Consider the following 21,846-nt stretch of genomic DNA (forward strand, 5'->3'; position numbering starts at 1 on the left):
GGCCGTCCCTCCCAGCATCTCGTTGCTTTGGGCAACCATAGAAGCTGTTGGTTGCTGCAGGCAAACGAATTCGGGCGTCAGGTAGTAAAGGAACACCAAAGGCTTCGCATGCCGCCGGTCATGGCCCGCCGGGGGAGGTATCTGCTACCAGCCCGGGGTTGGGCGGCGAACCGTCGTTCGCTAGGGTCCTGCCCCATGGCACACAACCCCCACGCTCCCCAAGGTCAGGGCCCCGAGGGCAACTACGACCCGGCGGGCAGCACCCAGATGTTCCGCGCCTTCGTCGACGAGGGTGCGCCGCAGGGCCGCCAGGCGGCGCCTGCCGCGCAGTCCTCCTCGCGGGCCGGACTGATCGTCGGCGTCATCGCGGCCGTCGTGATCCTCGGCGCGGTGGCCTGGCTCGCCCTGGGCTGAGCCTCCACCGCGGGGTCACTTCCATACTGCGGTGACGTCCTGGGTCTCGATATGCATGCCCAGCGGCACCCGCCAGGCGTCCACGCACACGGTGTACGCCTGCTTTCTCACCGCTCCCGCGGCGATCGGCGCGGGTAGCGGCTGAGCCGACTCGATGGTCGCCCAGTCGATCCCGAGTGCGCCGATGATGTGCGTAGCGAAGGTGACGGTGCCCGCGGCCACCGGCGAGCCGCCGGTGTTGCGGAACTCAACGGTCACCTTCTCGCACCAGCGCTTGTCCAGCGCGGCATGGACCGGTTCGCCGAGTGCGAGCACGGCGGGGCCTGCGGGGGACGGGGTCGGGGTGGGGCCGGCCGGCGGGGTGGTGCCGCCGGTGCTGCCACCCGTACTGCCTGAGCCGCCCGGGCCGCCTGTGGTTTCGCCGGTACTGCCCGAGGTGCCGCCCGGGCCTGCGGAACTGCCCGTGCTTTCGCTCGTACCGCCCGATGTGCCGCCCGTGGCGCCGCTGCCCGGCACCGTGGGAAGTCCCGTCCCGGTCGTGCCCTCACCGCCGGGCTTTCCGGGCTCGCCCGGTGGCTTCCCCGCCTCGTCACCGGACGGCGTGGTGCCGTCCAGCGGCACCAGGACGACCTTGCCCTTCGGCGGCACGGCGGCGGTGGGTGCCTCATCGGGCCCCGACCCCGCGGCTCCGACCGCCACATAGCCGTCGCCGCCACCGCTCCCGCAGGCGGTCAGCGCCCCGCCGAGGCGGAGCGCGACCGCTGCGAGAGCGGCTCCATGACGTCGTCGCATCGCGCCAGTGTGTCTGACGCACCGTCAATAAGGAACCCCGTCCCCGGGCTTCGGCCGGTTCAGTCGGCGATGAGACCTTCCCGCAGCTGCGCGAGCGTACGGGTCAGCAGCCGCGAGACATGCATCTGCGAGATGCCGACCTCCTCGCCGATCTGCGACTGGGTCATGTTCGCGAAGAAGCGAAGCATGATGATCTGCCGCTCGCGGGGCGGGAGTTTGGCCAGCAGGGGCTTGAGCGACTCGCGGTACTCCACGCCCTCCAGCGCCGTGTCCTCGTACCCCAGACGGTCCGCCAGCGAGCCCTCGCCGCCGTCGTCCTCGGGCGAGGGCGAGTCCAGCGATGAGGCGGTGTAGGCGTTGCCGACGGCAAGGCCGTCGACCACGTCCTCCTCCGACACCCCCAGCACCGCGGCGAGTTCGGGAACAGTCGGGGAGCGGTCCAGCTTCTGCGCCAGCTCGTCGCTGGCCCTGGTGAGCGCGAGCCGCAGCTCCTGGAGCCGGCGCGGCACCCGCACCGACCAGGAGGTGTCGCGGAAGAAGCGCTTGATCTCGCCGACGACCGTCGGCATCGCGAACGTGGGGAATTCCACGCCGCGTTCGCAGTCGAACCGGTCGATCGCCTTGATCAGGCCGATCGTGCCGACCTGGACGATGTCCTCCATCGGTTCGTTGCGGCTGCGGAAGCGTGCCGCCGCGTACCGCACCAGAGGGAGGTTGAGCTCGATGAGAGTGTCGCGCACATAGGTGCGCTCCGGGCTGTCGGCCGTGCCCGCGGTGTTCTCGGCGTCCAGTGCGCGCAGCCGCAGGAACAGGGAGCGGGACAGTGTGCGGGTGTCGATGGCTTCCGAGCTGTCAGGTACGACAGGTGCGGGTGCGCTCTTCGTGAGCGTGAGCACCTTCGAGCTGCCCTGTTCTACGGACATGCCACCCCCTTGAGGTCGCGGACGGTCGCGGCGGCCACGACCATCGGAGGAACGCAGCCTCCACCTGAATACCGGAGGCGGAGCTGCGGCAAACGCGGTTCCCGCAGAATGTCACATGTCGGCAACACGCTGTAGTGACATGTCGACAAGTATCCGGCAAATCTGCGCAGGAAACAGGGGGTGCAGGGCTGTTGAGTCGCTGGAACCGGCGCTGAAACGGTCTACCCGTTTCAGCTATGCCTCGATCCTGTTTGCGGATCGCAGTCGGGCAAAGCTTCGGGCAAGCAGCCTTGACACATGCATCTGCGAAACGCCCAGTTCCTGGCTGATCTGGGACTGCGTCAGATTGCTGTAGTAGCGCAGCATCAGGATCCGCTGCTCGCGCTCGGGCAGTTGTACGAGCAGATGGCGGACGAGGTCGCGGTGTTCGACGCCGGCCAGTGCCGGGTCCTCGTAACCGAGCCGGTCGAGCAGCCCGGGCAGCCCGTCGCCCTCCTGGGCCGCCTCCAGCGAGGTCGCGTGGTACGAGCGCCCCGCCTCGATGCAGGCAAGCACCTCGTCCTCGCCGATCTTCAGCCGCTCGGCGATCTCGGCGGTCGTGGGCGAGCGGCCATGAGCCGTCGTCAGATCCTCGGTGGCGCCGTTGACCTGGACCCACAGCTCGTGCAGCCGGCGGGGCACATGGACCGTCCGTACGTTGTCGCGGAAGTACCGCTTGATCTCGCCGACGACCGTCGGCATCGCGAAGGTCGGGAACTGCACCCCGCGGTCCGGGTCGAAGCGGTCGATGGCATTGATGAGCCCGATGGTGCCGACCTGGACGACGTCCTCCATCGGCTCGTTGCGGCTGCGGAAGCGGGCGGCGGCGTACCGCACGAGCGGCAGATTCGCCTCGATCAGCGACCCACGGACCCGGGCGTGTTCCGGGGTGCCCGGCTCGAGCCCCTTGAGCTCGCCGAAGAGCACCTGCGTGAGCGCCCGGGTGTCCGCACCCCTGCTCTGCGGTTTCGAGGCGCCCGGGGTGTCGTCCGGCCGCTCGTTCTGGGGTAGCACCTGAGGCGCAGTACTGGCCGGCACGGTCACGCCACCCCTTTGCGGTCAACTACGGTCAACTCATCCGTCAAAAGCGGTCATAGCATCACAAGACATGTCCACTGTGTGCAAGCACCGCATAACTCCGTGTTGAAGGTAAGTTGGCCTTTAAACCTCAAAAAAGCCCCCCGCCATGGTGGCGAGGGGCTGGAAAGCCGGGGGTTCAGAACTCGTAGTCGGCGATCACCCACGTGGCGAACTCGCGCCACAGACCGGCGGCCGCCTGATGGGCCGGATGCTCGATGTACCGCTTCAGCGCATCGCGGTCGGCCACCGCGGAGTTGATCGCGAAGTCATAGGCGATCGGCCGGTCGGTGATGTTCCAGGCGCACTCCCAGAACTCCAGCTCGGGCACCTGCCCGTCGAGTTCCTGGAAGGCCTTCACACCCGCGGCGACACGCGGCTCGTCACGCTCGACACCCTCGTTGAGCTTGAAGAGGACCAGATGGCGGATCAAGGGGCACTCCTAATTCACGATCTCGGTCATGAACTCTCCGACGCCCTGCGCGGCGCTCGATATGCCCTCGAACCCTATCTGCACCAGGTCGGCTGCCTTGGCGGGAGAGGTGATGATCGTGTACAGCACGAAGACGACAACGATGTAGAGAGCGATCTTCTTCGTTTGCACCATCAGCCCTGCCTCCCCTGTGACCCCCTGGCGCTCCTGCAGCCCCCTGGTCGTGCGTCGCGTGAGTCTAACCGAGCCCTTTAATGAGCAAGGGCCCGGTCATCTGGGCCCTTTGCCGACCGTTCCGGCCGCGTTCAGGCAGCAGCATGGAGGGTGAAGCCCCGGCGGATCCGGCAGGAGTCCGACGGGGTCAGGAACCGGCCCTCACTGCCCTTCGCGCGAGCGCGTGCGGGGCACAGCGAAGGGGCCCGACGCGATGCGTCGGGCCCCTTCGAAAAGAGCGGTAGCGGAGGGATTTGAACCCTCGGTGAGTTTCCCCACACTCGCTTTCGAGGCGAGCTCCTTCGGCCGCTCGGACACGCTACCGGGAGAGAGCTTAGCCCAAGGTGGGCCGTGCTCTGAAATCCGTATCCGGACTCCGTATCCGGACTCCGTATCCGGACCCGTCGGGTCAGTGACCCCGGAAGAAGTCCGTCAGCTGCTGCGCGCACTCACGCTCGAGCACGCCGAGGATCACCTCGGGCCGGTGGTTCAGCCGCCGGTCCCGTACGACGTCCCACAGCGAGCCCGCCGCGCCCGCTTTCTCGTCGCGTGCGCCGTAGACCACCCGGCCGACCCGGGACTGCACGATCGCGCCCGCGCACATCGTGCACGGCTCCAGTGTCACTACGAGCGTGCAGCTGCTCAGCCGCCACTCCCCGAGCGCCGCGGCGGCCCTGCGGATCGCCAGCACTTCGGCGTGCGCCGTCGGATCGCCGGTCGCCTCGCGTTCGTTGTGCCCGGTGGCCAGCAGCGAGCCGTCCGGGCCCAGCACGACGGCGCCGACCGGCACATCGCCGGACAGAGCCGCGCGCTTGGCCTCCTCGATGGCGAGACGCATCGGCGCCTCCCACGGGTCGCGTACCGGATCACGTACGGGTCCGGGTGCGGGATCAGGTACGCCCCCGGCCACTAGCGGACGGTCTCCAGCACGTCGGCGGCGCCGAGCGCGTCCGCGATCTCCAGCAGTGCGTCCGTGTCGAGTGCCAGCAGCTCCTTCTCCGACAGTCCCAGGTCCAGGAGGATGTCGCGATCGCCGACCGGTCCCGCGGGCACCAGCTCGGCGGCCGAACCCGACTCGCCGACCTCGTCGTCCGCTTCGTCGTCTTCCGGCTCTCCGTCCTCCGTGCCGTCGAGATCCAGCGTGTCCAGGTCGTCGGCCGGGTCGTCATCGTCCCCGCCGAGCAGTTCGTTGGTGAGGATTTCCCCGTACGAGGAGCGTGCGGCCGCGGCCGCGTCCGAGACGAAGATACGAGGGTCCTCCTCGCCCTCCACCCGCAGAACGCCGAACCAGGCGTCCTCCTGCTCGATGTAGACGAGCACCGTGTCCTCGTCCACCGAGGCCTCACGGGCCAGGTCGGTCAGATCCGACAGGGTCTCCACATCGTCGAGCTCTGTGTCGCTCGCTTCCCACCCGTCTTGAGTGCGCGCGAGCAGTGCGGCGAAGTACACCGTGACTCTCCCACTGATCAGAGGTGTGACGACCGGCGGTGCGATGCTTCGTGCCCCGCCCACTCGGAATCGTGGCAGAAACCTGCCCGTTGCGAGAGGTCTTCCGTCGTTGCGTCGGCCATCAGTTCTGCCGGGACCGGTTACCAGCGGAACGTCCGCATGCGCATCTGCTGGCGCATCCGGGCCGCTCGGGCCCGCCGGGGCTGGACGCGGTCGCGCAGTGCTTTGGCCTCGTTGAGTTCGCGGAGGAACTGGGCGCGTCGCCGCCTGCGCGCGGCGTCCGTCTCTATTTCCTGCTGTCCGGGTTCAGGCTCCTGCATCGGCCACACCACCCCACGGCTTGGTCCGTCGTCCTTCTCGGCCCTGAGGCCTCGGGGACTCCCCCCACCTTCCCTCCGCATCCACCCTTGATGCCAGCCCGGCTACTGTTGTGCGCATGCGGATCCATGTCGTCGACCACCCGCTGGTGGCGCACAAACTCACCACGCTGCGCGACAAGCGCACCGACTCCCCGACCTTCCGGCGCCTGGCCGACGAGCTGGTCACCCTGCTCGCGTACGAGGCCACCAGGGACGTGCGCACCGAGCAGGTGGACATCGAGACCCCGGTCACCGGGACGACGGGCGTGAAGCTCTCGTACCCGCGCCCGCTGGTCGTGCCGATCCTGCGGGCCGGCCTGGGCATGCTCGAGGGCATGGTGCGGCTGCTGCCGACCGCCGAGGTGGGCTTCCTCGGGATGATCCGCAACGAGGAGACCCTGGAGGCTTCGACGTACGCGACCCGGATGCCCGAGGACCTCTCGGGCCGCCAGGTGTACGTCCTCGACCCGATGCTGGCCACGGGCGGCACGCTCGTCGCGGCGATCCGGGAACTGATCAAGCGCGGCGCGGACGATGTGACCGCGGTCGTGCTGCTGGCGGCGCCCGAGGGCGTCGAGATGATGGAACGCGAGCTGGCGGGCACGCCGGTCACCGTGGTCACCGCGTCGGTGGACGAGCGGCTCAACGACCACGGCTACATCGTGCCGGGGCTGGGCGACGCGGGCGACCGCATGTACGGCACGGCCGACTAGGTCCTGTCCGGTCGATCCAGGGACCGGATTCGGCTCAGCACTTCCCGGAGGGCGCCGGGGCGGGCCTGGCCAGGGTGGCCAGCGCCGCGTCGGCGTCCTTCTTCGTGTCCAGGGTCTTGAAGGCCGTGCCGAGGATCAGGTCGACGTCCGCCGTCCGGCGTGCGTCCGTCTTCAGCTGGCTGCCCTTCAGCTGGGTGGCCAGTACCCGGAACGCGCCCTGCTGCGCCTCGGAGCCGCCCAGCAGTATCCCGGTGCCGGCGACCTTCTTGTCGTACGCCACCGGGGCATTGCCCACCTTGCCGATCGCGAAGCCGCGTTTCTTGAGCTCGTCGGCGGCCGCCTTGGCGAGGCCGCCGCGCGGGGTCGCGTTGTAGACGTTCACCGTGATCTGGCCCGGCTTCAGCGGAAGCGCCCGCGCGGCGGAGGGCTTGGGCGCGGTCTTGCAGTCCTTCGTGCGCGCCGCCGACGCCTTCGTGCCGTCGTCGCCGGTGAAGACGTCGATGAGCTGCAGTGTTCCCCAGCCGGCGAGGCCGAGGGCGACCACCGCGGCGAGAGCTACCAAAACGATCCTGCCGCGGTTGCGAGGACGTCGCATTCGTGGGTACTTGTCGCCCGTGATGCGGTACTTTCCGCCCATGCCGGGGGGAGTGAGCATGCTCATGGGCGCAGCGTAGTGCGGCCTGGTGCCAATGCCTACTAAACGATCAACCGATTGCGTCCGTACGGTCCGTAAAAGGCCCGAAAGGCTCAGTCGCGGAGGCAGCCGGGGAGCCTGCCGGGGACCGGCGTGCGGCTCAGCCCAGTTCCAGAACGCGGGCGTGCAGCACCTGGCGCTGCTGGAGCGCGGCGCGCACGGCGCGGTGCAGACCGTCCTCCAGATAGAGGTCGCCCTGCCACTTCACGACATGGGCGAAGAGGTCGCCGTAGAACGTCGAGTCCTCCGCGAGCAGCGTTTCGAGATCAAGCTGGCCCTTGGTTGTCACGAGCTGGTCGAGGCGGACCGGGCGCGGCGCCACATCCGCCCACTGCCGGGTGCTTTCCCGGCCGTGGTCGGGATACGGCCGGCCGTTACCGATGCGCTTGAAGATCACACGGAAAGCCTACCGGTCAAGAGGCTCCGGGCGCAGCCACGGCGGCGGAGTGCGATCCTGGGCAAAATCACGCAAACCCGGAAACAGGGGTCCGTCATGAGTGAGAGCGAACAGGGCCCGGTCGCATCCGTGGCCCCCGAACAGGTGGCTCCCGAACCGGTGTCCTCCGCGTCCGCGCTGCCCCAGCCCGCGCTGGAGATCGCCTCCGGATACGCGCTGACGGGCGCCGCGCTCGACCTGGGCGCCCTGCTCTGGGACGGCCAGTGCCACGCCGACGCGCAGATCCGTATCCCCCTGTCGATGCTCAACCGGCACGGCCTGGTCGCGGGCGCGACCGGCACCGGAAAGACCAAGACGCTCCAGCTGATCGCCGAGCAGCTGTCAGCCAACGGCGTGCCCGTCTTCCTCGCCGACATCAAGGGCGATGTGTCCGGCATCTCAGCGCCCGGCGAGGCGAACGCCAGGGTCCAGGAGCGGGCGGGCCAGGTCGGCCAGGAGTGGCAGGCCCAGGGCTTCCCGTGCGAGTTCTACGGACTCGGCGGCATCGGCCCCGGCATTCCGGTGCGCGCGACGGTCACCAGCTTCGGACCCGTGCTGCTCTCCAAGGTGCTCCAGCTCAACCAGACACAGGAGCAGTCGCTCGGGCTGATCTTCCATTACGCCGACTCCAAGGGCCTGGAGCTGGTGGACCTGAAGGATCTGCGGGCCGTGGTCGCCTTTCTCGTCTCCGACACCGGGAAGGCGGAGCTGAAGAACATCGGCGGTCTTTCCACCGCCACCGCGGGGGTGATCCTGAGGTCGATCACCGCCTTCGAGCAGCAGGGCGCGGGCGGGTTCTTCGGTGAGCCGGAGTTCGACACGACCGAGCTGCTGCGTACGGCTTCGGACGGGCGCGGGCTCGTCTCCGTACTGGAGCTGGCCGCCGTGCAGGACAAGCCGCAGCTGTTCTCGACGTTCCTGATGTGGCTGCTGGCCGATCTCTTCCACGATCTGCCGGAGGTCGGCGATGTGGAGAAGCCGAAGCTGGTCTTCTTCTTCGACGAGGCGCATCTGCTCTTCAGCGGGGCGTCGAAGGCGTTCCTGGAGTCGATCACCCAGACCGTGCGGCTGATTCGCTCGAAAGGGGTCGGCGTCTTCTTCGTGACGCAGACCCCGAAGGATGTGCCGGGCGATGTGCTGGCACAGCTCGGCAACCGGGTGCAGCATGCGCTGCGCGCCTTCACGCCCGACGACGCCAAGGCGCTGAAGGCGACGGTGAAGACCTTCCCCAACTCGCCGTACGACCTGGAGGAGCTGCTCACGCAGCTCGGCACGGGCGAGGCCGTGATCACCGTGCTCAGCGACAAGGGCGCCCCGACGCCGGTCGCGGCGACGCGGCTGCGCGCCCCGCAGTCACGGATGGGTCCGATCGACGCGGCTGCCCTGGACCAGGCGGTGAAGGGGTCGGCGCTGTACGCGCGCTATGCGGAGGCGGTCGACCGCGAGTCGGCGTACGAGAAGCTGACGGCGGAGCAGAAGGCGGCGGAGACGGCGGCGGAACGGGCCGCGGAGTCCGCGGCGCCGCGGACCTCCCGGGAGGCGGAGCCGGCGCCGTCGAAGCGCGACGAGTCGCTGGTCGGGCAGGTGGTGGGGAGCGGGGTCTTCAAGTCGCTGGCGCGGTCGGTGGGGACGCAGCTGGGGCGCGAGATCTCCCGCTCGCTGTTCGGCACGGCGCGCCGGAGGCGTTAGGCGGGGCGTGTCCTCAATCGCCGGACGGGGCCGATGCAGCCCCGCCGGCGATTGAGGAGCGGGTTACTCCGTCACGTCGTGGCCGTCGTGGAGGCCGCCGCCGCTGCCCGCGTCGCCGTCCGTCGGGACGCTCACCACCGGCTTGCGCAGCGAGCTCAGGTCATGGGCGTACGTGCCCACCGCGTTGGCGATGACGCCGATGTTGACAGCGAAAGCCGTCATGTTGATGTTGCTGAGGTTGTCGCCGGCCGCGTGGTAGTTCACGTCGTACGCGACCCCCGCCGTACCGCCGAACTTCGTCGCCTGGGCCGCAGTCTTGATGCCCTCAGCGCCCGTGAACGTGCCGCCGGAGGGGATGCCGACCTCGATGAACGGGCCGTAGTCGGAGCGTCCCGTGAAGTCCGTGCCCTCGTGCGGCTCGCCCTTCTTGTCGAGGAACTCGTTGATGTCGCGCTCAAGCTGGGCCGATCCGGCCGGGCCGGGGCCCGCGCCCACATGGTCCGAGTCGTCGCCGTCGTAGACGAAGAGCCCGTAGTTCGGCGAGGCGATCATGTCGAAGTTCAGGTAGAGCTTGATTTCCTTCTTGCCCAGGGAGCTCAGCTGGGCGACGTACGCCTCCGAGCCGAGCAGGCCGTTCTCCTCCGCCGACCACCAGGCGAAGCGGACCTTGTTGGCGGGCTTCGCCTTGGACTTGGTGAGTTCCTGGGCGACTTCGAGGAGTCCGGCCGAGCCCGAGCCGTTGTCGTTGATGCCGGGGCCCGCGGTCACCGAGTCGAGGTGTGAGCCGAGCATCACGGTGTTGGCCGCGTTGCCGCCGTGGGTCTCCGCGATGACGTTGTTCGTGGAGCGCTTCTGCTGCAGCTCGCGGATCTCGAAGGAGATGTTCACCGGGCCCTTGGCGAGGTCCGCGACGAGCTTCTCGCCCTCGGCCTTGGTGACTCCGCCGGTCGGGATCTTGCCGGCGGCCGGGTCGCCGATGGTGCCGGACAGCGCGCCGTCGGTGTTGTTGTAGATGACCGCGCCGACCGCACCGGCTCCGGCAGCGGCGGCCTGCTTCGCGGCGAAGGTGCAGCCGCCGCGCTTGATGAGCGCGATCTTTCCGGTGAAGGTCCCCGACGCGTAGTCGGCGGGCTCGCAGCCGGTCGTGTCGTCCACCGGCACGGCGGCCAGATCGGCCTTGATGCCGCCCACCGGGGTGGACTTGGTGTACGTCATCGCCTTGATCACGACGTCGCGCGGCGCGGGCGAGAGGACGGCGAGCTTCTCGGCCTGCGTCTCGGTGTAGATGAAGTCGAACTGCTGGTACGAGACGTCGTAGCCGTACTTCTTCAGCTGCTGGTAGACGTACGCGGCCGAGGCGTCGTGCCCGAGCGATCCGGCGGCGCGGTGGCCGCCGGTGGTGTCGGCTATCTGCTGGAACTTCTGCAGATGCTTGTAGGCGTCCTGGGCGGACGACTTCTCGACCAGCTTCCTGGCAAGCTTCGCCGCGTCCTTGGCCGCCTGGTCGCCGGGGTTGTGGCGGGCGGCGGAAGGGGAGGCGGATGCCAGCAGGAGCGGGGTCGCGAGTGCGGCGGCGGCCATGGTGGCCACGGCTCTGCGACGGGTTGCCTTCACAGAGATCCTTCCCGGTGTTTACGAGGTTGAGGGGAAGTTAGCGATCTCTGCGAGCTCTGTGAACTGTTGTGCCCTAACTCATGGCGTATTTCACCGCGTTGACACCAGGACGTGATCCGTCCACTTCAACACACCGTTGATCAGGACTTTTTGGCTGCCTTCGCGGCTCGTTTCATCTCCTGCTTGTGCGCGCGCACCTTGGCCAGTGACTCGGGCCCGGTGATGTCGGCAGCCGAGCGGTAGGAGCCCGTCTCGCCGTACGCTCCGGCCGCCTCGCGCCAGCCCGTGGGCTGTACGCCGAACTGCTTGCCGAGGAGCGCCAGGAAGATCTTCGCCTTCTGCTCGCCGAAGCCGGGCAGCGCCTTCAGCCGCGCGAGCAGCTCGTCCCCGCTCGCCACATCGCGCCAGACGGCGCTCGCGTCGCCGTCGTACTCGTCGACGAGGTACTGGCACAGCAGCTGCACCCGCTTGGCCATATTGCCCGGATAGCGGTGGACGGCGGGCTTCTCCTTCAGCAGCTCGGCGAAGGCGTCGGGGTCGTACGCGGCGATCCCGGCTGCGTCCAGATCGTCGCCGCCGAGTCGCTGCGCGATGGTGTACGGGCCCGAGAACGCCCACTCCATGGGGACCTGCTGGTCGAGCAGCATGCCGACCAGGGCGGCGAGCGGGCTGCGACCGAGCAGTTCGTCGGCCTCGGGCTGCTGGGCGAGATGAATCGTGGGGCTCATGTCCCGATGATCACCCGGCCGAGGGGCGTACGCCAGTCGCGCCACGGGCCTTCCGGGTTCCCGGCGACCCCTCCGTTCTTCCTCACAGTTCTTGGGGGTTCGCTTCGGGCTCATACCCCCGTATGGTATGGACGCATGAGGACTTCACGGATACCCGTGCCCCCGGCCCTGGTGGGGTTCGTGCTCCTGGTGCTCGCCCTGACGGCCCTCTCGTATGTACGGGAGAGGAGTCGGATGGCGGGGCCGGTCAGTTCCCGGCCTCACGGGCTGAGGGCGGTGTGAGGCCGGTCAGGCGGCCGGGGTGCCTGCCAGCAGCCGGTAGGTGATGTCGGTCGCCGGCGGCCCTGGTAGCGGGCTGCTTCGAGACTCCTGGACCTGACCGGTCTGCTGCCGGAGGCCGGTCAGTAGAGTCGCCCGTGTGACAGACGCGGATACGGGGCCTGGCACCCCGGAGAGCCGGAGCGCCGGACGGTATCTGTGGTGGCTGATCACCAGCCAGCGGCGACGGGCCGCCGCGGGCGCTCTGCTCGGCAGTCTGTGGATGGTGTGCCTGACACTGCCGCCGTATCTCCTGTCGCGGGCGATCGACGAAGGACTCCGGCACGGCGACCTCGGCGCGCTGACCGGCTGGGTCGCGGCGCTGCTCGGCGTCGGGGTGCTCAACGCCTGGCTGGCGATCATGCGCCATCGGACCATGACCCGGATCCGGATGGACGCCGCCTTCCGTACCGTCGATGTCGTCGTGCGGCAGTCGACACGGCTCGGCGCGGCGCTGCCGCGGGTGCTCACCGCCGGCGAGGTCGTCACCATCGGCATCAGCGATGTCAGGACGATCAGCCAGACGCTCACCATCACCGGGCCCGGAGTCGGTGCGGTCTTCGCCTATCTCGTCGTGGCCGTCCTGCTGCTCACCGTGTCGCCGCTGCTCACAGCGGTGGTGCTGCTCGGCGTGCCGGTGCTCGCGCTGCTCGTCGGGCCGCTGCTCGGGCGGCTGCAGGGCGCTGAGGCGGTCTACCGCGAGCGCCAGGGGGAGCTCGCGGGGCGGATCGGGGACCTCGTCGGCGGGCTGCGCGTGCTCAACGGCCTCGGCGGCAAAGGGCTGTACGCCGACCACTACCGCCGCGGGTCCCAGTCGCTGCGCGCCGAGGGCTACCGGGTCGGCGTCGTGACCAGCTGGATCCAGGCGCTCGGAGTCGGGCTGCCCGCGGTGTTCCTCGCCGCCGTGACCTGGCTCGCGGCCCGGATGGCAGTGCAAGGGACCATCACCGTCGGGGAGTTGGTCGCGGTCTACGGCTATGTCGCAGTCCTCGTCGTACCGGTGGCCTTCTTCATCGAGGGCGGCTACGACCTGGGGCGCGGACTGGTCGCGGCCCGCCAGGTGGTGCGCTTCCTGAATCTGGAACCGGCCGATGCGGACGTCCCGGACACGGTGGACGGGCCCGTGGCGGCGGCCGTACTGCACGATCCCGAGTCCGGCGTGAAGGTGGCGCCCGGGCGGCTGACCGCGCTGGTCAGCTCCCGGCCCGCGGAGTGCGCGGCCGTGGTGGACAGGCTCGGCAGGTTCACCGGGTCGGCGGCGACCTGGGGCGGGATACGGCTCGACGAGGTGGCGTTGGCACGAATACGGGAGCGGATCCTGATCGCGGACAACGAGGCCGATCTGTTCTCGGGCACGCTGCGGGAGGTCGTCGCGGGGCGCACCGACCGGGACGAGGACGCCGTCGCGGCCGCGGTGCACGCGGCCGTCGCCCAGGACATCGTCGACGCACTGCCGGACGGACTCGACTCGGCCGTCGACTCGCAGGGCCGCAATCTCTCCGGCGGTCAGCGCCAGCGGATCCGGCTCGTACGGGCCCTGCTCGCCGAACCCGAGGTGCTGATGGCCGTCGAGCCCACATCGGCCGTCGACGCGCATACGGAGGCGGTGCTGGCGCCCCGGCTGCGTACCGCCCGCGCAGGGCGCACCACGGTGGTCACCAGCACATCGCCGCTGCTGCTTGAACATGCGGACACTGTGTACTTCCTGGTCGACGGGACCACGGTCGCCACCGGCAGCCACCGTGAACTGCTCGCGGCCGAGCCCGGATACCGCGAGCTGGTCTCCCGCAGCGCTGGCGAGGAGGACGCGTGAGAGGAGGACACATGAAGGGGGCAAGCGCGGACCGCCGGCTTCCCGTCGCCGAGACCCACCATGTACGCCGCGCCGCCCTGCGGCTCATCCGTATGGACGGGCGCGCCTTCGCTGCCGTGATCGCACTCAACGCGCTCGCCGCGGCGGCCGGGCTCGCCGGGCCCTGGCTGCTCGGCCGCGTCATCGACCGGATCAGGGACGGCGCGGGCGTCGCCACAGTAGACCGGCTGGCCGTCGCCATCCTCTGCTTCGCCCTTGCCCAGCTGCTGCTCGCGCGCTTCGCCCGGTACCTGGGACACCGCTTCGGCGAGCGGACATCCGCCCGGATCCGCGAGCAGTTCGTCGAGCGGGCACTCGCCCTGCCCGCATCCGTCGTGGAGCGCGCCGGGACCGGCGACCTCACCTCACGCGGCACCGCCGATGTCGCGACCGTGGGCACCACCCTGCGCGACGCCGGGCCCGAGGTCTTCATCGCGGTGACCCAGGCCCTGTTCGTCATCGGCGCGGTCTTCGCCCTCGATCCGCTGCTCGGCGCCTGCGGGCTGCTCGGCCTGACCGGCATCTGGTTCGCCGCCCGCTGGTATCTGCGCCGTGCGCACACCGACTACCTCGCCGAGGGCGCCGCCAACTCCGCGCTCGCCGAAGTGCTCGCCGCCACCGCCTCCGGCGCCCGCACCGTCGAAGCACTCCGCCTTGAGGAGCGGCGCATCGCGGCCTGCCGGGCCGCGGTCGAGGAGTGCAGGCGAACCCGGACGCGGACGCTGTTCCTGCGCAGTGTGCTGTTCCCGGCCGTGGATGTCTCGTACGTCCTGCCGGTCGCCGGTGTCCTGCTGCTCGGCGGCGTACTGCACGCCCATGGCACGGTCACCCTCGGTGCGGTGGTCGCATCGGCCCTGTATCTGCGGCAGTTGTCCGAACCGCTGGACACCGTCCTGTTCTGGCTCGACCAACTGCAGAGCAGCACCGCCGCGTTCGCCAGGGTCGAAGGCCTCGGCCGTGCCCCTGCGGCGCAGCCGGCCGCCTCCGACGCTCCCGCCGACGACCGGATCGAGGTGGCCGGCGCGCGGTACGCCTACGACGGCGGGCGCGACGTCCTGCACGGCGTCGACCTCACCGTCCGCCCCGGCGAACGGCTCGCCGTCGTCGGCCCGTCCGGCGCGGGCAAGTCCACGCTCGGCAGGCTGCTCGCCGGTATCGACGCCCCGCACACCGGCACGGTCACGGTCGGCGGGATACCGCTGTCCGCGCTCGACCCCGAACAGCTGCGCCGCCAGGTCGTCCTGGTCACCCAGGAACACCACGTCTTCCTCGGCACGGTCCGCGACAACCTCCTGATCGCGGCCCCCTCGGCCACCCGCACCGAACTGACCGCCGCTCTCGCGGCCGTCGGCGCCGACTGGGCGGCCGAGCTCCCCGACGGCCTGGACACCGAACTGGGCGCGGGCGGCCACCACCTCGACGGGGCTCAGGCGCAGCAACTCGCCCTGGCCCGCGTCGTCCTGGCCGATCCGCACACACTGATACTCGACGAGGCGACGGCCCTCCTCGACGCGACGACCGCCCGCCATGCGGAACGTGCGCTCGCCGCCCTCCTCCAGGGCCGCACGGTCATCGCCATCGCTCACCGCCTCCACACGGCCCACGACGCGGACCGGGTGGCTGTCCTGGCGGACGGCCGGCTGGCGGAACTGGGCACGCACGAGGAACTGGTGGCGGACGGGGGCGCGTACGCGGCGCTGTGGACGTCCTGGCACGGCGGCAGGCGCGATACGTCCGGGTAAACGGGTGGGGTTTTCCCGGGTACGGGACAAGCCCCGCGCAGCGGCCCCGCCCCGACCTAGACCTCGTCCGCGTCCACCAACCCCACCAGTACCCCCACCCCCACCGCCAGAAAGAAGTCCCCCCACACCAGCTCATGCCGCACCGCAACACCCGCACCCAGGTCGTAGCACCCCTCCCGCAACCCCCCGTCCTCCCCAAGATGGACGCGTACGAGCTCCTCCAGCACCGCGACCGCCTGCTCGCGGCGGCCGAGCTCGGGCATCGGCCGCGCCCCTGTGCGCGCGGCCGTACGACTCACTGGACCCGCACCCCCGCGTGTGCGTCCGCATTCCCGGATCCCGAGAAGGACACCAGGCAATGAACTCTGCCCTGACCTCGACCGTTCCCCGCACGTCGCGATGTACGACCGACGACGCGATCACCGCATGGGCGCTCGACGCCCGCGGCGGTGACCCCCTGGCCGTCGAACGATTCGTGCGTGCGCTGCACCGCGACGTCCGCCGGTACGTCGCCTATCTCAGTGCCGACCCGCAGGCCGCCGACGATCTGACCAGGACACCTTCCTGCGGGCGCTCGGCAGTCTGCACCGCTTCGAAGGCCGCTCCTCGGCCCGCACCTGGCTGCTCTCCATAGCCCGGCGCGCGGTGATCGACAGCCTCCGGCACACCGCGGCCCGCCCCGGCTCGCGGACACGGACGACTGGCAGTCCGCCGCCGAGCGCGCCCAGTCCCGTAACCTTCCCGGCTTCGACGACGGAATAGCCCTCGCCGAACTCCTGGCCACGCTCCCCGACGAGCGCCGGGAAGCCTTTGTCCTCACGCAGTTGCTGGGTCTGCCCTACGCCGAGGCCGCCCTCGTCAGCGGCTGCCCCGTGGGAACTGTCCGCTCCCGGGTGGCTCGCGCCCGCAGCTCGCTGGTCGGCCTGCTGCACGAGGCGGAACAGCCGGTCGCTGTTTGAATTCTCGTCCAAGTCCCCTTTGACGAGCGGCCGTTGACGAGAGGGTGTCGGACCCGGCCGGAGACCGGCCGGGTCCACTCGTCACCTCACCCGACTCACGCGACTCACGCGACTCACACGGCCGCGTCGAGCTTCGCCCGCTGCTCCGCCGTCAGTTCCAGGTCCACGGCGGCCAGACTCTCGTCCAGCTGCGCCACCGAGGACGCGCCGACCAGCGGAATCGCCGGGATCTCGCCCCCGATCAGCCAGGCCAGCACCACCTGGTTGACGGTGGCCCCGGTCTCCTTGGCCACCTCGCGCAGCGCCGCCAGCCGTACGGGCGTGCCCGCGTGGTCGAAGCCGGAGTCCAGCGGCTTGTCCTCGCGTACGTAACTCCCGGCCAGCAGTGGCGAGTAGGCGACCAGCGCCAGCTCCGGCTCGGCTCGCAGATAGCTGAGCAGATCCCCGGCGACCACGCCGAGTTCGCCGTCGGGGGAGCGCAGCGTCGGCCGGTCGGTCCGCCGTCGCAGATAGCTGTGGTGGTACTGCAGCACCTCGAAGCCGGGCAGCCCGGCCGCCGCGGCCAGCGAGCGGGCGCGCTCGACCCGCCATGCCCAGTGGTTGCTCACGCCCAGCAGACCGACCGTGCTGTCGGCGACCAGCCCGGCGAAGGACTCGACGACCTCCTCCAACGGCACGGCGTCGTCCTGGACATGGGCGTACAGCAGATCCAGCTTCTCCACGCCGAGGCGTTCGCGGCTGCGCTCGGCGGACTCGCGGATGACCTTGGCCGGCAGGCCCTCGATGTTCTTGCTGAAGCCGGTGGATGGTTCCAGCGGCCGTCCGCCGAGCTTGGTGGCGATGGTGATCTCGTCACCGATGCCCCGGCTGCTGCGCCAGCGGCCGAGCAGGGCCTCGCTCTCACCGCCTTGGGTGCCGTTGACCCAGAACGCGTAGTTGTTGGCGGTGTCGATGAAGGTCCCGCCGGCCTCGACATACCGGTCGAGGATCGCGAACGACGTCGCTTCGTCGGTGGCCGTCCCGAAGAGCATCGCGCCCAGGCTCAGCACGCTCACCTCGCGCCGGGTGCTCGGGTTCAGGCCAATGGTGCGGTATCTCATGGGCGTTCCTCTCCTGCGGCTCCGGGGGCTCCGGCGGGTCCGGGGGCTCGGTCGGCTTCAGCGGCCCATCGGGCCCGGGCGCTGAGCAGGAGTCTGGATCTTGGAGTGCTCTCTATGTCAACACTCGCCGTCGCGCGAGGATGTGCGCATGAGCGCACAGAACAACGAGGACCAGGCCGGGGACCTGCTCGCCGAAGCCGTCCGGCTGCGTGAGGAAAACCGCCTGGAAGACGCGAGAGAGCACTTGCTGGCTCTGCTCGCGAGATTCCCCGACGATGCCCGGGTGGCGTACTGCACTGCGGAGGTCCACGACATGCTGGGCCTGGAATCCGAGGCTGTCCCCTTCTACGAGCGCTGCCTCGGCGGACGCGGCCTCTCGGACGACGACCGCCGCGGCGCCCTGCTCGGTCTCGGAAGCACCTACCGGGTACTGGGCCGGTACCCGCGTGCAGTGGACACCCTCCGCCTCGGCGTGGCGCAGTACCCCGACGACGGGGGCCTGCAGACCTTCCTCGCCATGGCTCTGTTCAACACGGGGGACCATCACGAAGCCATGCAGATCTTGCTGAGACTGCTTGCCACCACCAGTCATGACCCGCAGGTGCAGCTGTACAGGCGGGCGATCGAGCAGTACTCCAAGAATCTCAACGAGACGGTGTGATCCGGGTCGTCCGGAGCCGGTCCCGGCCGAGGGACTTTGCTGGCGCGGTACGCCGGGCGCAAGCTTGTGACATGGGTGCTCACGGCAGCCCTACGCTCATCACTTCAGTGCAGCGGGCCTTCCGCTTGATGGAAGCAGCAGGGGCACACGAGGGCGGTGCTCCGGCGAAGCAGCTGGCACGTGAGGCAGGACTGCCGCTGGCCACGACCTATCACCTGCTGCGGACGCTGGTCCACGACGGCTATCTGCGCAAGCTCGACGACGGGGCGTACGTCATCGGGGAAAAGGTGCACACGCTGCACGCCGGAAGCCGTGGCCAGGGGCTGCTCACCCGGATCCGTCCCACGCTGTCCGCCCTGCGGGACGAACTGTCGGCCGCCGCCTATCTGACCTTCTACGAGGAGGGCGAGATCCGGGTCGCGGAGATCGTCGACGGCCCACGGGCGCCACGGGTCGACCTCTGGGTGGGATTCGAGGACGCCGGGCACGCGACGGCGCTGGGCAAGTGCGTGCTGCGGGAGCTGGACGACGACTCCCGCAACGAGTACCTCTCCCGGCACTCCCTCGCCGACCTCACGCCCCGCACCATCACCCACCGTTCCGAGCTGCTTCGACATCTCGACACATCACGCACTGCCCCGGCCGTCACGGACCTGGAGGAGTACTCCCTGGGCACGATCTGCGTCGCGGTGCCCGTGTACAGCGGGCACAAACTCGGCTCGCTCGGTGTCTCCCTCCGCGCGGACCGGCTCTCCCGCATCGACGAGGTCCGGGCGCGGCTGCTCCCGGCAGCGAGCCGTGTGACCAGGGGGCTTTCGCTCACTATCTGAAAATCCTGGCCTTGCGGCCCCTGCGCGGCTACCTGTTTTCTGGATGAAACGGACAGGCGTGCGCGCCGTGAGCAGGAGAGAGCTGCGACAGAGGACATGAGCCATGCCCGAAAGCATCAGCACGACCATGGGCCTACGCCACCGGAGCAGCCGTGTGGCGTCGCGCATCTCGCCGCCTGTGTGCCCGTACTGATCGTCTGTGCCGTCGCACTCCTCGCATTCGTCAGCGGAGCCGGGCCGAGCTGGCTGCCGCTGCTCGCCGTCGGGCCCGCGCTGGCCGCCGCCACCAGCAGGCCGTGGGGAGTGCTCCGTATCGGCTTCCTCGCAGTGGCGCTGGGCGCCGTGCTCGGCGCCCGTGGCGGTACGTCGGGCCGTGAGCAGGCAATCGTGCTGTCCGCACTGGCCGCCGTAACCCTGGCGAGCAGCCTGGCCAGCATGCTGCGCGGGCGGCGCGAACGCGTACTGGCAGCCGTCCGCTCGGTTGCCGAGGCCGCCCAGCACGCTCTCCTCAAGCCCGTGCCCGCCACTGTCGGCGAGTTCCAGGTGGCCGTCCACTACAGCGCCGCCGCGGCGGAGGCCCGGATCGGCGGGGACCTGTACGCGCTGGTGCCCACTCCGTACGGGGTCAGGCTGATCGTCGGCGACGTGCGCGGCAAGGGCCTGCCCGCGGTTGGCACCGCCGCTCTGGTGCTCGGCGTCTTCCGCGAGGCCGCCTACGACGAGCCGGACCTCCTCGACGCCGTCGCCAGGATCGAGCGGAGCCTGGCGCGCAACCTGGGTCCCGACGACTTCGTCACCGCCGTCGTCGCCGGATACCCCGAAGCCGGGCGCATGGAAGTGGTCAACTGCGGACACGCCCCGCCGCTGCTGGTCCGCGATTCCGAGGTCACGCCTGTCGAACCGACGCATCCGGCCCCGCCGCTCGGCCTGCGTGCCCTCACCGGCGAGACGCCGACCCTCCAGGTGCTGCCGTTCGCCGACGGCGACCAGCTGCTCCTCTACACCGACGGGGTCACCGAGGCCCGCAACCACAGCCGTGACTTCTACCCGCTCATCGAGGGGGTGGCCCGTCATGTGTCGGACGTGCCGTCCCACACCCTCGCCGCGCTCCACGCCGAACTGCTGGCGCACGTCGGCGGCCGCCTCCACGACGACGCGGCACTGCTGCTGCTCCGTAAGCCGGCCGCTGTGGGGTCGGTGCCCGCCCCCCTGAACGGGAGACACCTCAACGACGAAGGCCCCGGCCGGTTTCCCGGTCGGGGCCTTCAAGTGCCCGGTGAGGCACGGCGGAGGATACGAGATTCGAACTCGTGAGGGGTTGCCCCCAACACGCTTTCCAACTCTGCTGGTCCCCGTTCCTGGTAGTTCAGACCCGTTCACATCCTGCGTGTCGACTTCCGCTGCCATGGCCGTGAACGAGCGCGAACATCCACGGATGAGACTGCGGTTGAGACTGAGCGACAGCGTCAGGGGGCTCCCTGGGAACGTACCGGGGAGTTGTTCAAGGCGTTCGCCGACAAGGGGTCGGCTGCAGTCGCGGTGGTTGCTGTACTTCGCTGCCGTACCGCACCTCGTGCTAACCAGCGCTTCAAGAGTTCGGCTCGATGGTCGCCTGCTGCGTGCCGCGTACCGGTCAGCGACGGTCATACCGATCGCTTCACGGCCGTGGAGGGACGCTGCCAGACGGGGCGGTTGCCTGGGTTGCGGTACAGCGCTGCTGTACTTGCCTCCTGCGAGGAGGAGTGCCGCGAGCGCGGTCGAGTCGGCGTATGCGATGCCGACTTCCGCTGCGCCATTCATCACCCGCATGGCCGATCATGCCGTGCAACACGCGCCCTCCGATGGTCGACTGGCGACGCATGGTGCCGACAACGGAAGGAGCCGTTATGGCGATCATTGTAGTTCTGGACATGGTCGGGGCCACTCAGGCCCAGTACGAGCAGACCGCCAACAAGGTGACGGGTGGACGCGGTCTGGTCAAGGGCCGCTCGGACTGGCCGGTGCCAGGCATCATCTCGCACGTTGCCGGGCCCAGTCCGACGGGATGGTTCGTAGTGGACGTCTGGGAATCCCAGGAGGCGTGGGAGCGGTTCGCAGAAACCCTTGTGCCGTTCGCGAAAGAGGCCGGGATGCCGGAGTTCACGCCTAAGGTTTACCCCGTCTTCAATGTCGTGACCGAGTAGCGGACGGACTCAATGCGGCGAAGACCCTCGCGCATGAGTTGGCTGTGCGACTGCTCGGAGCGCACATTGCTCTTCGTCGTCCGGCGCGACGACGGCCACGAGTGTGAGGGCCGTGGAGCCGACCCCCAGCCACAGCGGGTTCCCCCACCACCTTGCCGGCCGTTTCTCTGACGGTTGGCGTCCGCGCCGGTGCGCCGCCGCCCGGCCGGGGGCAGCCGGGCGAAGACAAAGGACAACGACGAAGGGCCCCACCGCGAACGGTGGGGCCCTTCGACATCGTGCCCGGTGAGGCACTGGCGGAGGATACGAGATTCGAACTCGTGAGGGGTTGCCCCCAACACGCTTTCCAAGCGTGCGCCCTAGGCCACTAGGCGAATCCTCCGCCGCAAACAATACAAGACGTTGAGGAGTGCTAGCGAACTCGTTCCCACCCCCTGCCATCAGGTACCCTGTGCGGAGCCCCTCACGTGGCGCTATCTGACTGAACTCCCCCAGGGCCGGAAGGCAGCAAGGGTAGGTCGGCTCTGGCGGGTGCGTGGGGGGCGCTTGCGTTTGTGGACGGCGTACGAGTCCGTGGGCGCCGGGGGGCTGAGGGCGGCGCCGCTTGTCAGTGGGCCCCGATAACCTC

23 protein-coding genes, 2 tRNA genes, 1 other RNA gene and 1 pseudogene are annotated in these 21,846 nt (G+C 69.6%); 11 read left to right on the plus strand and 16 right to left on the minus strand.

Features of this window, described 5'->3' with window-relative positions:
* Positions 1 to 195 precede the first annotated feature (195 nt).
* A complete protein-coding gene (locus ABZS64_RS18260) occupies positions 196 to 414 on the plus strand; it encodes a hypothetical protein (protein ID WP_355830168.1) in 219 nt (72 codons plus the stop codon).
* A 15-nt stretch (positions 415 to 429) separates the two neighbouring features.
* Here the strand turns inward: ABZS64_RS18260 and ABZS64_RS18265 are convergent, their stop codons facing one another.
* The 9 genes from ABZS64_RS18265 to ABZS64_RS18305 all read right to left on the minus strand — a co-directional run bounded on the left by ABZS64_RS18265 (position 430) and on the right by ABZS64_RS18305 (position 5,660).
* The gene (locus ABZS64_RS18265; protein WP_355830170.1) at positions 430 to 1,206 is read right to left on the minus strand and encodes a hypothetical protein; all 777 of its coding nucleotides are present in this window, start codon (positions 1,204 to 1,206) and stop codon (positions 430 to 432) included.
* A gap of 59 nt (positions 1,207 to 1,265) precedes the next feature.
* Positions 1,266 to 2,129 (minus strand): RNA polymerase sigma factor SigF, encoded by an 864-nt coding sequence (locus tag ABZS64_RS18270; RefSeq protein ID WP_355830173.1) that lies wholly within the window; start codon positions 2,127 to 2,129, stop codon positions 1,266 to 1,268.
* A gap of 234 nt (positions 2,130 to 2,363) precedes the next feature.
* Complete coding sequence (locus ABZS64_RS18275) at positions 2,364 to 3,206, minus strand: RNA polymerase sigma factor SigF (RefSeq protein WP_355830176.1); 843 nt, start codon at positions 3,204 to 3,206, stop codon at positions 2,364 to 2,366.
* Between the two features lie 178 nt (positions 3,207 to 3,384).
* A complete protein-coding gene (locus ABZS64_RS18280) occupies positions 3,385 to 3,678 on the minus strand; it encodes a Dabb family protein (RefSeq protein ID WP_355830179.1) in 294 nt (97 codons plus the stop codon).
* Positions 3,679 to 3,687: 9 nt separating this feature from the next.
* Positions 3,688 to 3,852 (minus strand): hypothetical protein, encoded by a 165-nt coding sequence (locus ABZS64_RS18285; RefSeq protein ID WP_355830181.1) that lies wholly within the window; start codon positions 3,850 to 3,852, stop codon positions 3,688 to 3,690.
* A gap of 278 nt (positions 3,853 to 4,130) precedes the next feature.
* Positions 4,131 to 4,215 (minus strand) — tRNA-Ser (locus ABZS64_RS18290).
* A gap of 85 nt (positions 4,216 to 4,300) precedes the next feature.
* Entirely contained in the window at positions 4,301 to 4,729 is a 429-nt protein-coding gene (gene tadA / locus ABZS64_RS18295) for a tRNA adenosine(34) deaminase TadA (RefSeq protein WP_355830184.1), read from the minus strand.
* Between the two features lie 71 nt (positions 4,730 to 4,800).
* Positions 4,801 to 5,340: a hypothetical protein gene (locus ABZS64_RS18300; RefSeq protein WP_355830186.1), complete on the minus strand. Its 540-nt coding sequence runs from the start codon at positions 5,338 to 5,340 to the stop codon at positions 4,801 to 4,803.
* 140 nt (positions 5,341 to 5,480) lie between these two features.
* Positions 5,481 to 5,660 carry a hypothetical protein gene (locus ABZS64_RS18305; protein ID WP_355830189.1) on the minus strand — a complete coding sequence of 60 codons (180 nt, stop codon included), beginning with the start codon at positions 5,658 to 5,660 and terminating at the stop codon, positions 5,481 to 5,483.
* A 116-nt stretch (positions 5,661 to 5,776) separates the two neighbouring features.
* Between ABZS64_RS18305 and upp the strand changes: the two genes are divergently transcribed.
* Positions 5,777 to 6,412, plus strand: a complete 636-nt coding sequence (upp, locus tag ABZS64_RS18310) for a uracil phosphoribosyltransferase (protein ID WP_355830191.1) — start codon at positions 5,777 to 5,779, stop codon at positions 6,410 to 6,412.
* A 34-nt stretch (positions 6,413 to 6,446) separates the two neighbouring features.
* Here the strand turns inward: upp and ABZS64_RS18315 are convergent, their stop codons facing one another.
* Together ABZS64_RS18315 and ABZS64_RS18320 are read right to left on the minus strand one after the other, a co-directional pair.
* Positions 6,447 to 7,073: a LytR C-terminal domain-containing protein gene (locus ABZS64_RS18315; RefSeq protein ID WP_355830193.1), complete on the minus strand. Its 627-nt coding sequence runs from the start codon at positions 7,071 to 7,073 to the stop codon at positions 6,447 to 6,449.
* Positions 7,074 to 7,206: 133 nt separating this feature from the next.
* A complete protein-coding gene (locus ABZS64_RS18320) occupies positions 7,207 to 7,503 on the minus strand; it encodes a type II toxin-antitoxin system VapB family antitoxin (protein ID WP_003955420.1) in 297 nt (98 codons plus the stop codon).
* A gap of 96 nt (positions 7,504 to 7,599) precedes the next feature.
* Between ABZS64_RS18320 and ABZS64_RS18325 the strand changes: the two genes are divergently transcribed.
* Complete coding sequence (locus ABZS64_RS18325; RefSeq protein ID WP_355830196.1) at positions 7,600 to 9,231, plus strand: helicase HerA-like domain-containing protein; 1,632 nt, start codon at positions 7,600 to 7,602, stop codon at positions 9,229 to 9,231.
* 63 nt (positions 9,232 to 9,294) lie between these two features.
* Here ABZS64_RS18325 and ABZS64_RS18330 read toward each other — a convergent pair whose 3' ends face one another.
* Together ABZS64_RS18330 and ABZS64_RS18335 are read right to left on the minus strand one after the other, a co-directional pair.
* Complete coding sequence (locus tag ABZS64_RS18330; RefSeq protein WP_355830373.1) at positions 9,295 to 10,821, minus strand: M28 family metallopeptidase; 1,527 nt, start codon at positions 10,819 to 10,821, stop codon at positions 9,295 to 9,297.
* Between the two features lie 164 nt (positions 10,822 to 10,985).
* A complete protein-coding gene (locus ABZS64_RS18335; RefSeq protein ID WP_355830199.1) occupies positions 10,986 to 11,573 on the minus strand; it encodes an HhH-GPD-type base excision DNA repair protein in 588 nt (195 codons plus the stop codon).
* Between the two features lie 418 nt (positions 11,574 to 11,991).
* Here ABZS64_RS18335 and ABZS64_RS18340 point away from each other — a divergent pair, with 418 nt between their 5' ends.
* Together ABZS64_RS18340 and ABZS64_RS18345 are read left to right on the plus strand one after the other, a co-directional pair.
* On the plus strand, positions 11,992 to 13,704 hold the full coding sequence (locus tag ABZS64_RS18340) for an ABC transporter ATP-binding protein (protein ID WP_355830201.1): 1,713 nt from the start codon (positions 11,992 to 11,994) through the stop codon (positions 13,702 to 13,704).
* Positions 13,705 to 13,715: 11 nt separating this feature from the next.
* Positions 13,716 to 15,485 carry an ABC transporter ATP-binding protein gene (locus tag ABZS64_RS18345; RefSeq protein WP_355830204.1) on the plus strand — a complete coding sequence of 590 codons (1,770 nt, stop codon included), beginning with the start codon at positions 13,716 to 13,718 and terminating at the stop codon, positions 15,483 to 15,485.
* 56 nt (positions 15,486 to 15,541) lie between these two features.
* Here ABZS64_RS18345 and ABZS64_RS18350 read toward each other — a convergent pair whose 3' ends face one another.
* Complete coding sequence (locus ABZS64_RS18350; protein ID WP_355830207.1) at positions 15,542 to 15,748, minus strand: hypothetical protein; 207 nt, start codon at positions 15,746 to 15,748, stop codon at positions 15,542 to 15,544.
* Between the two features lie 95 nt (positions 15,749 to 15,843).
* Here ABZS64_RS18350 and ABZS64_RS18355 point away from each other — a divergent pair.
* Positions 15,844 to 16,444, plus strand: a pseudogene (locus tag ABZS64_RS18355) (sigma-70 family RNA polymerase sigma factor).
* A gap of 113 nt (positions 16,445 to 16,557) precedes the next feature.
* Here ABZS64_RS18355 and ABZS64_RS18360 read toward each other — a convergent pair.
* A complete protein-coding gene (locus ABZS64_RS18360) occupies positions 16,558 to 17,544 on the minus strand; it encodes an aldo/keto reductase (protein WP_355830210.1) in 987 nt (328 codons plus the stop codon).
* A 148-nt stretch (positions 17,545 to 17,692) separates the two neighbouring features.
* Between ABZS64_RS18360 and ABZS64_RS18365 the strand changes: the two genes are divergently transcribed.
* From ABZS64_RS18365 to ABZS64_RS18380, 4 genes are all read left to right on the plus strand, one after another.
* The gene (locus ABZS64_RS18365) at positions 17,693 to 18,205 is read left to right on the plus strand and encodes a tetratricopeptide repeat protein (RefSeq protein WP_355830213.1); all 513 of its coding nucleotides are present in this window, start codon (positions 17,693 to 17,695) and stop codon (positions 18,203 to 18,205) included.
* Positions 18,206 to 18,276: 71 nt separating this feature from the next.
* The gene (locus tag ABZS64_RS18370; protein WP_355830216.1) at positions 18,277 to 19,035 is read left to right on the plus strand and encodes an IclR family transcriptional regulator; all 759 of its coding nucleotides are present in this window, start codon (positions 18,277 to 18,279) and stop codon (positions 19,033 to 19,035) included.
* A 96-nt stretch (positions 19,036 to 19,131) separates the two neighbouring features.
* Positions 19,132 to 20,349 carry a PP2C family protein-serine/threonine phosphatase gene (locus ABZS64_RS18375; protein WP_355830219.1) on the plus strand — a complete coding sequence of 406 codons (1,218 nt, stop codon included), beginning with the start codon at positions 19,132 to 19,134 and terminating at the stop codon, positions 20,347 to 20,349.
* A gap of 572 nt (positions 20,350 to 20,921) precedes the next feature.
* Positions 20,922 to 21,218 (plus strand): hypothetical protein, encoded by a 297-nt coding sequence (locus tag ABZS64_RS18380; protein WP_355830221.1) that lies wholly within the window; start codon positions 20,922 to 20,924, stop codon positions 21,216 to 21,218.
* Positions 21,219 to 21,512: 294 nt separating this feature from the next.
* Here ABZS64_RS18380 and ABZS64_RS18385 read toward each other — a convergent pair.
* Positions 21,513 to 21,600: transfer RNA gene (locus tag ABZS64_RS18385), tRNA-Ser, on the minus strand.
* Positions 21,601 to 21,672: 72 nt separating this feature from the next.
* Here ABZS64_RS18385 and ffs point away from each other — a divergent pair.
* An RNA gene (gene ffs / locus ABZS64_RS18390) (signal recognition particle sRNA small type) lies at positions 21,673 to 21,771 on the plus strand.
* Positions 21,772 to 21,846 lie beyond the last annotated feature (75 nt).

This window comes from Streptomyces sp. NPDC005408, assembly GCF_040606445.1.
Lineage (GTDB): Bacteria > Actinomycetota > Actinomycetes > Streptomycetales > Streptomycetaceae > Streptomyces.

Coding starts and splice junctions, on each gene's coding strand:
- ABZS64_RS18260 (WP_355830168.1), top strand. CDS start 196: ATGGCACACAACCCCCACGCTCCCCAAGGTCAGGGCCCCGAGGGCAAC.
- ABZS64_RS18265 (WP_355830170.1), bottom strand. CDS start 1,206: ATGCGACGACGTCATGGAGCCGCTCTCGCAGCGGTCGCGCTCCGCCTC.
- ABZS64_RS18270 (WP_355830173.1), bottom strand. CDS start 2,129: ATGTCCGTAGAACAGGGCAGCTCGAAGGTGCTCACGCTCACGAAGAGC.
- ABZS64_RS18285 (WP_355830181.1), bottom strand. CDS start 3,852: ATGGTGCAAACGAAGAAGATCGCTCTCTACATCGTTGTCGTCTTCGTG.
- tadA (WP_355830184.1), bottom strand. CDS start 4,729: ATGCGTCTCGCCATCGAGGAGGCCAAGCGCGCGGCTCTGTCCGGCGAT.
- ABZS64_RS18305 (WP_355830189.1), bottom strand. CDS start 5,660: ATGCAGGAGCCTGAACCCGGACAGCAGGAAATAGAGACGGACGCCGCG.
- upp (WP_355830191.1), top strand. CDS start 5,777: ATGCGGATCCATGTCGTCGACCACCCGCTGGTGGCGCACAAACTCACC.
- ABZS64_RS18315 (WP_355830193.1), bottom strand. CDS start 7,073: ATGAGCATGCTCACTCCCCCCGGCATGGGCGGAAAGTACCGCATCACG.
- ABZS64_RS18325 (WP_355830196.1), top strand. CDS start 7,600: ATGAGTGAGAGCGAACAGGGCCCGGTCGCATCCGTGGCCCCCGAACAG.
- ABZS64_RS18335 (WP_355830199.1), bottom strand. CDS start 11,573: ATGAGCCCCACGATTCATCTCGCCCAGCAGCCCGAGGCCGACGAACTG.
- ABZS64_RS18345 (WP_355830204.1), top strand. CDS start 13,716: ATGAAGGGGGCAAGCGCGGACCGCCGGCTTCCCGTCGCCGAGACCCAC.
- ABZS64_RS18350 (WP_355830207.1), bottom strand. CDS start 15,748: ATGCCCGAGCTCGGCCGCCGCGAGCAGGCGGTCGCGGTGCTGGAGGAG.
- ABZS64_RS18360 (WP_355830210.1), bottom strand. CDS start 17,544: ATGAGATACCGCACCATTGGCCTGAACCCGAGCACCCGGCGCGAGGTG.
- ABZS64_RS18365 (WP_355830213.1), top strand. CDS start 17,693: ATGAGCGCACAGAACAACGAGGACCAGGCCGGGGACCTGCTCGCCGAA.
- ABZS64_RS18370 (WP_355830216.1), top strand. CDS start 18,277: ATGGGTGCTCACGGCAGCCCTACGCTCATCACTTCAGTGCAGCGGGCC.
- ABZS64_RS18375 (WP_355830219.1), top strand. CDS start 19,132: ATGAGCCATGCCCGAAAGCATCAGCACGACCATGGGCCTACGCCACCG.
- ABZS64_RS18380 (WP_355830221.1), top strand. CDS start 20,922: ATGGCGATCATTGTAGTTCTGGACATGGTCGGGGCCACTCAGGCCCAG.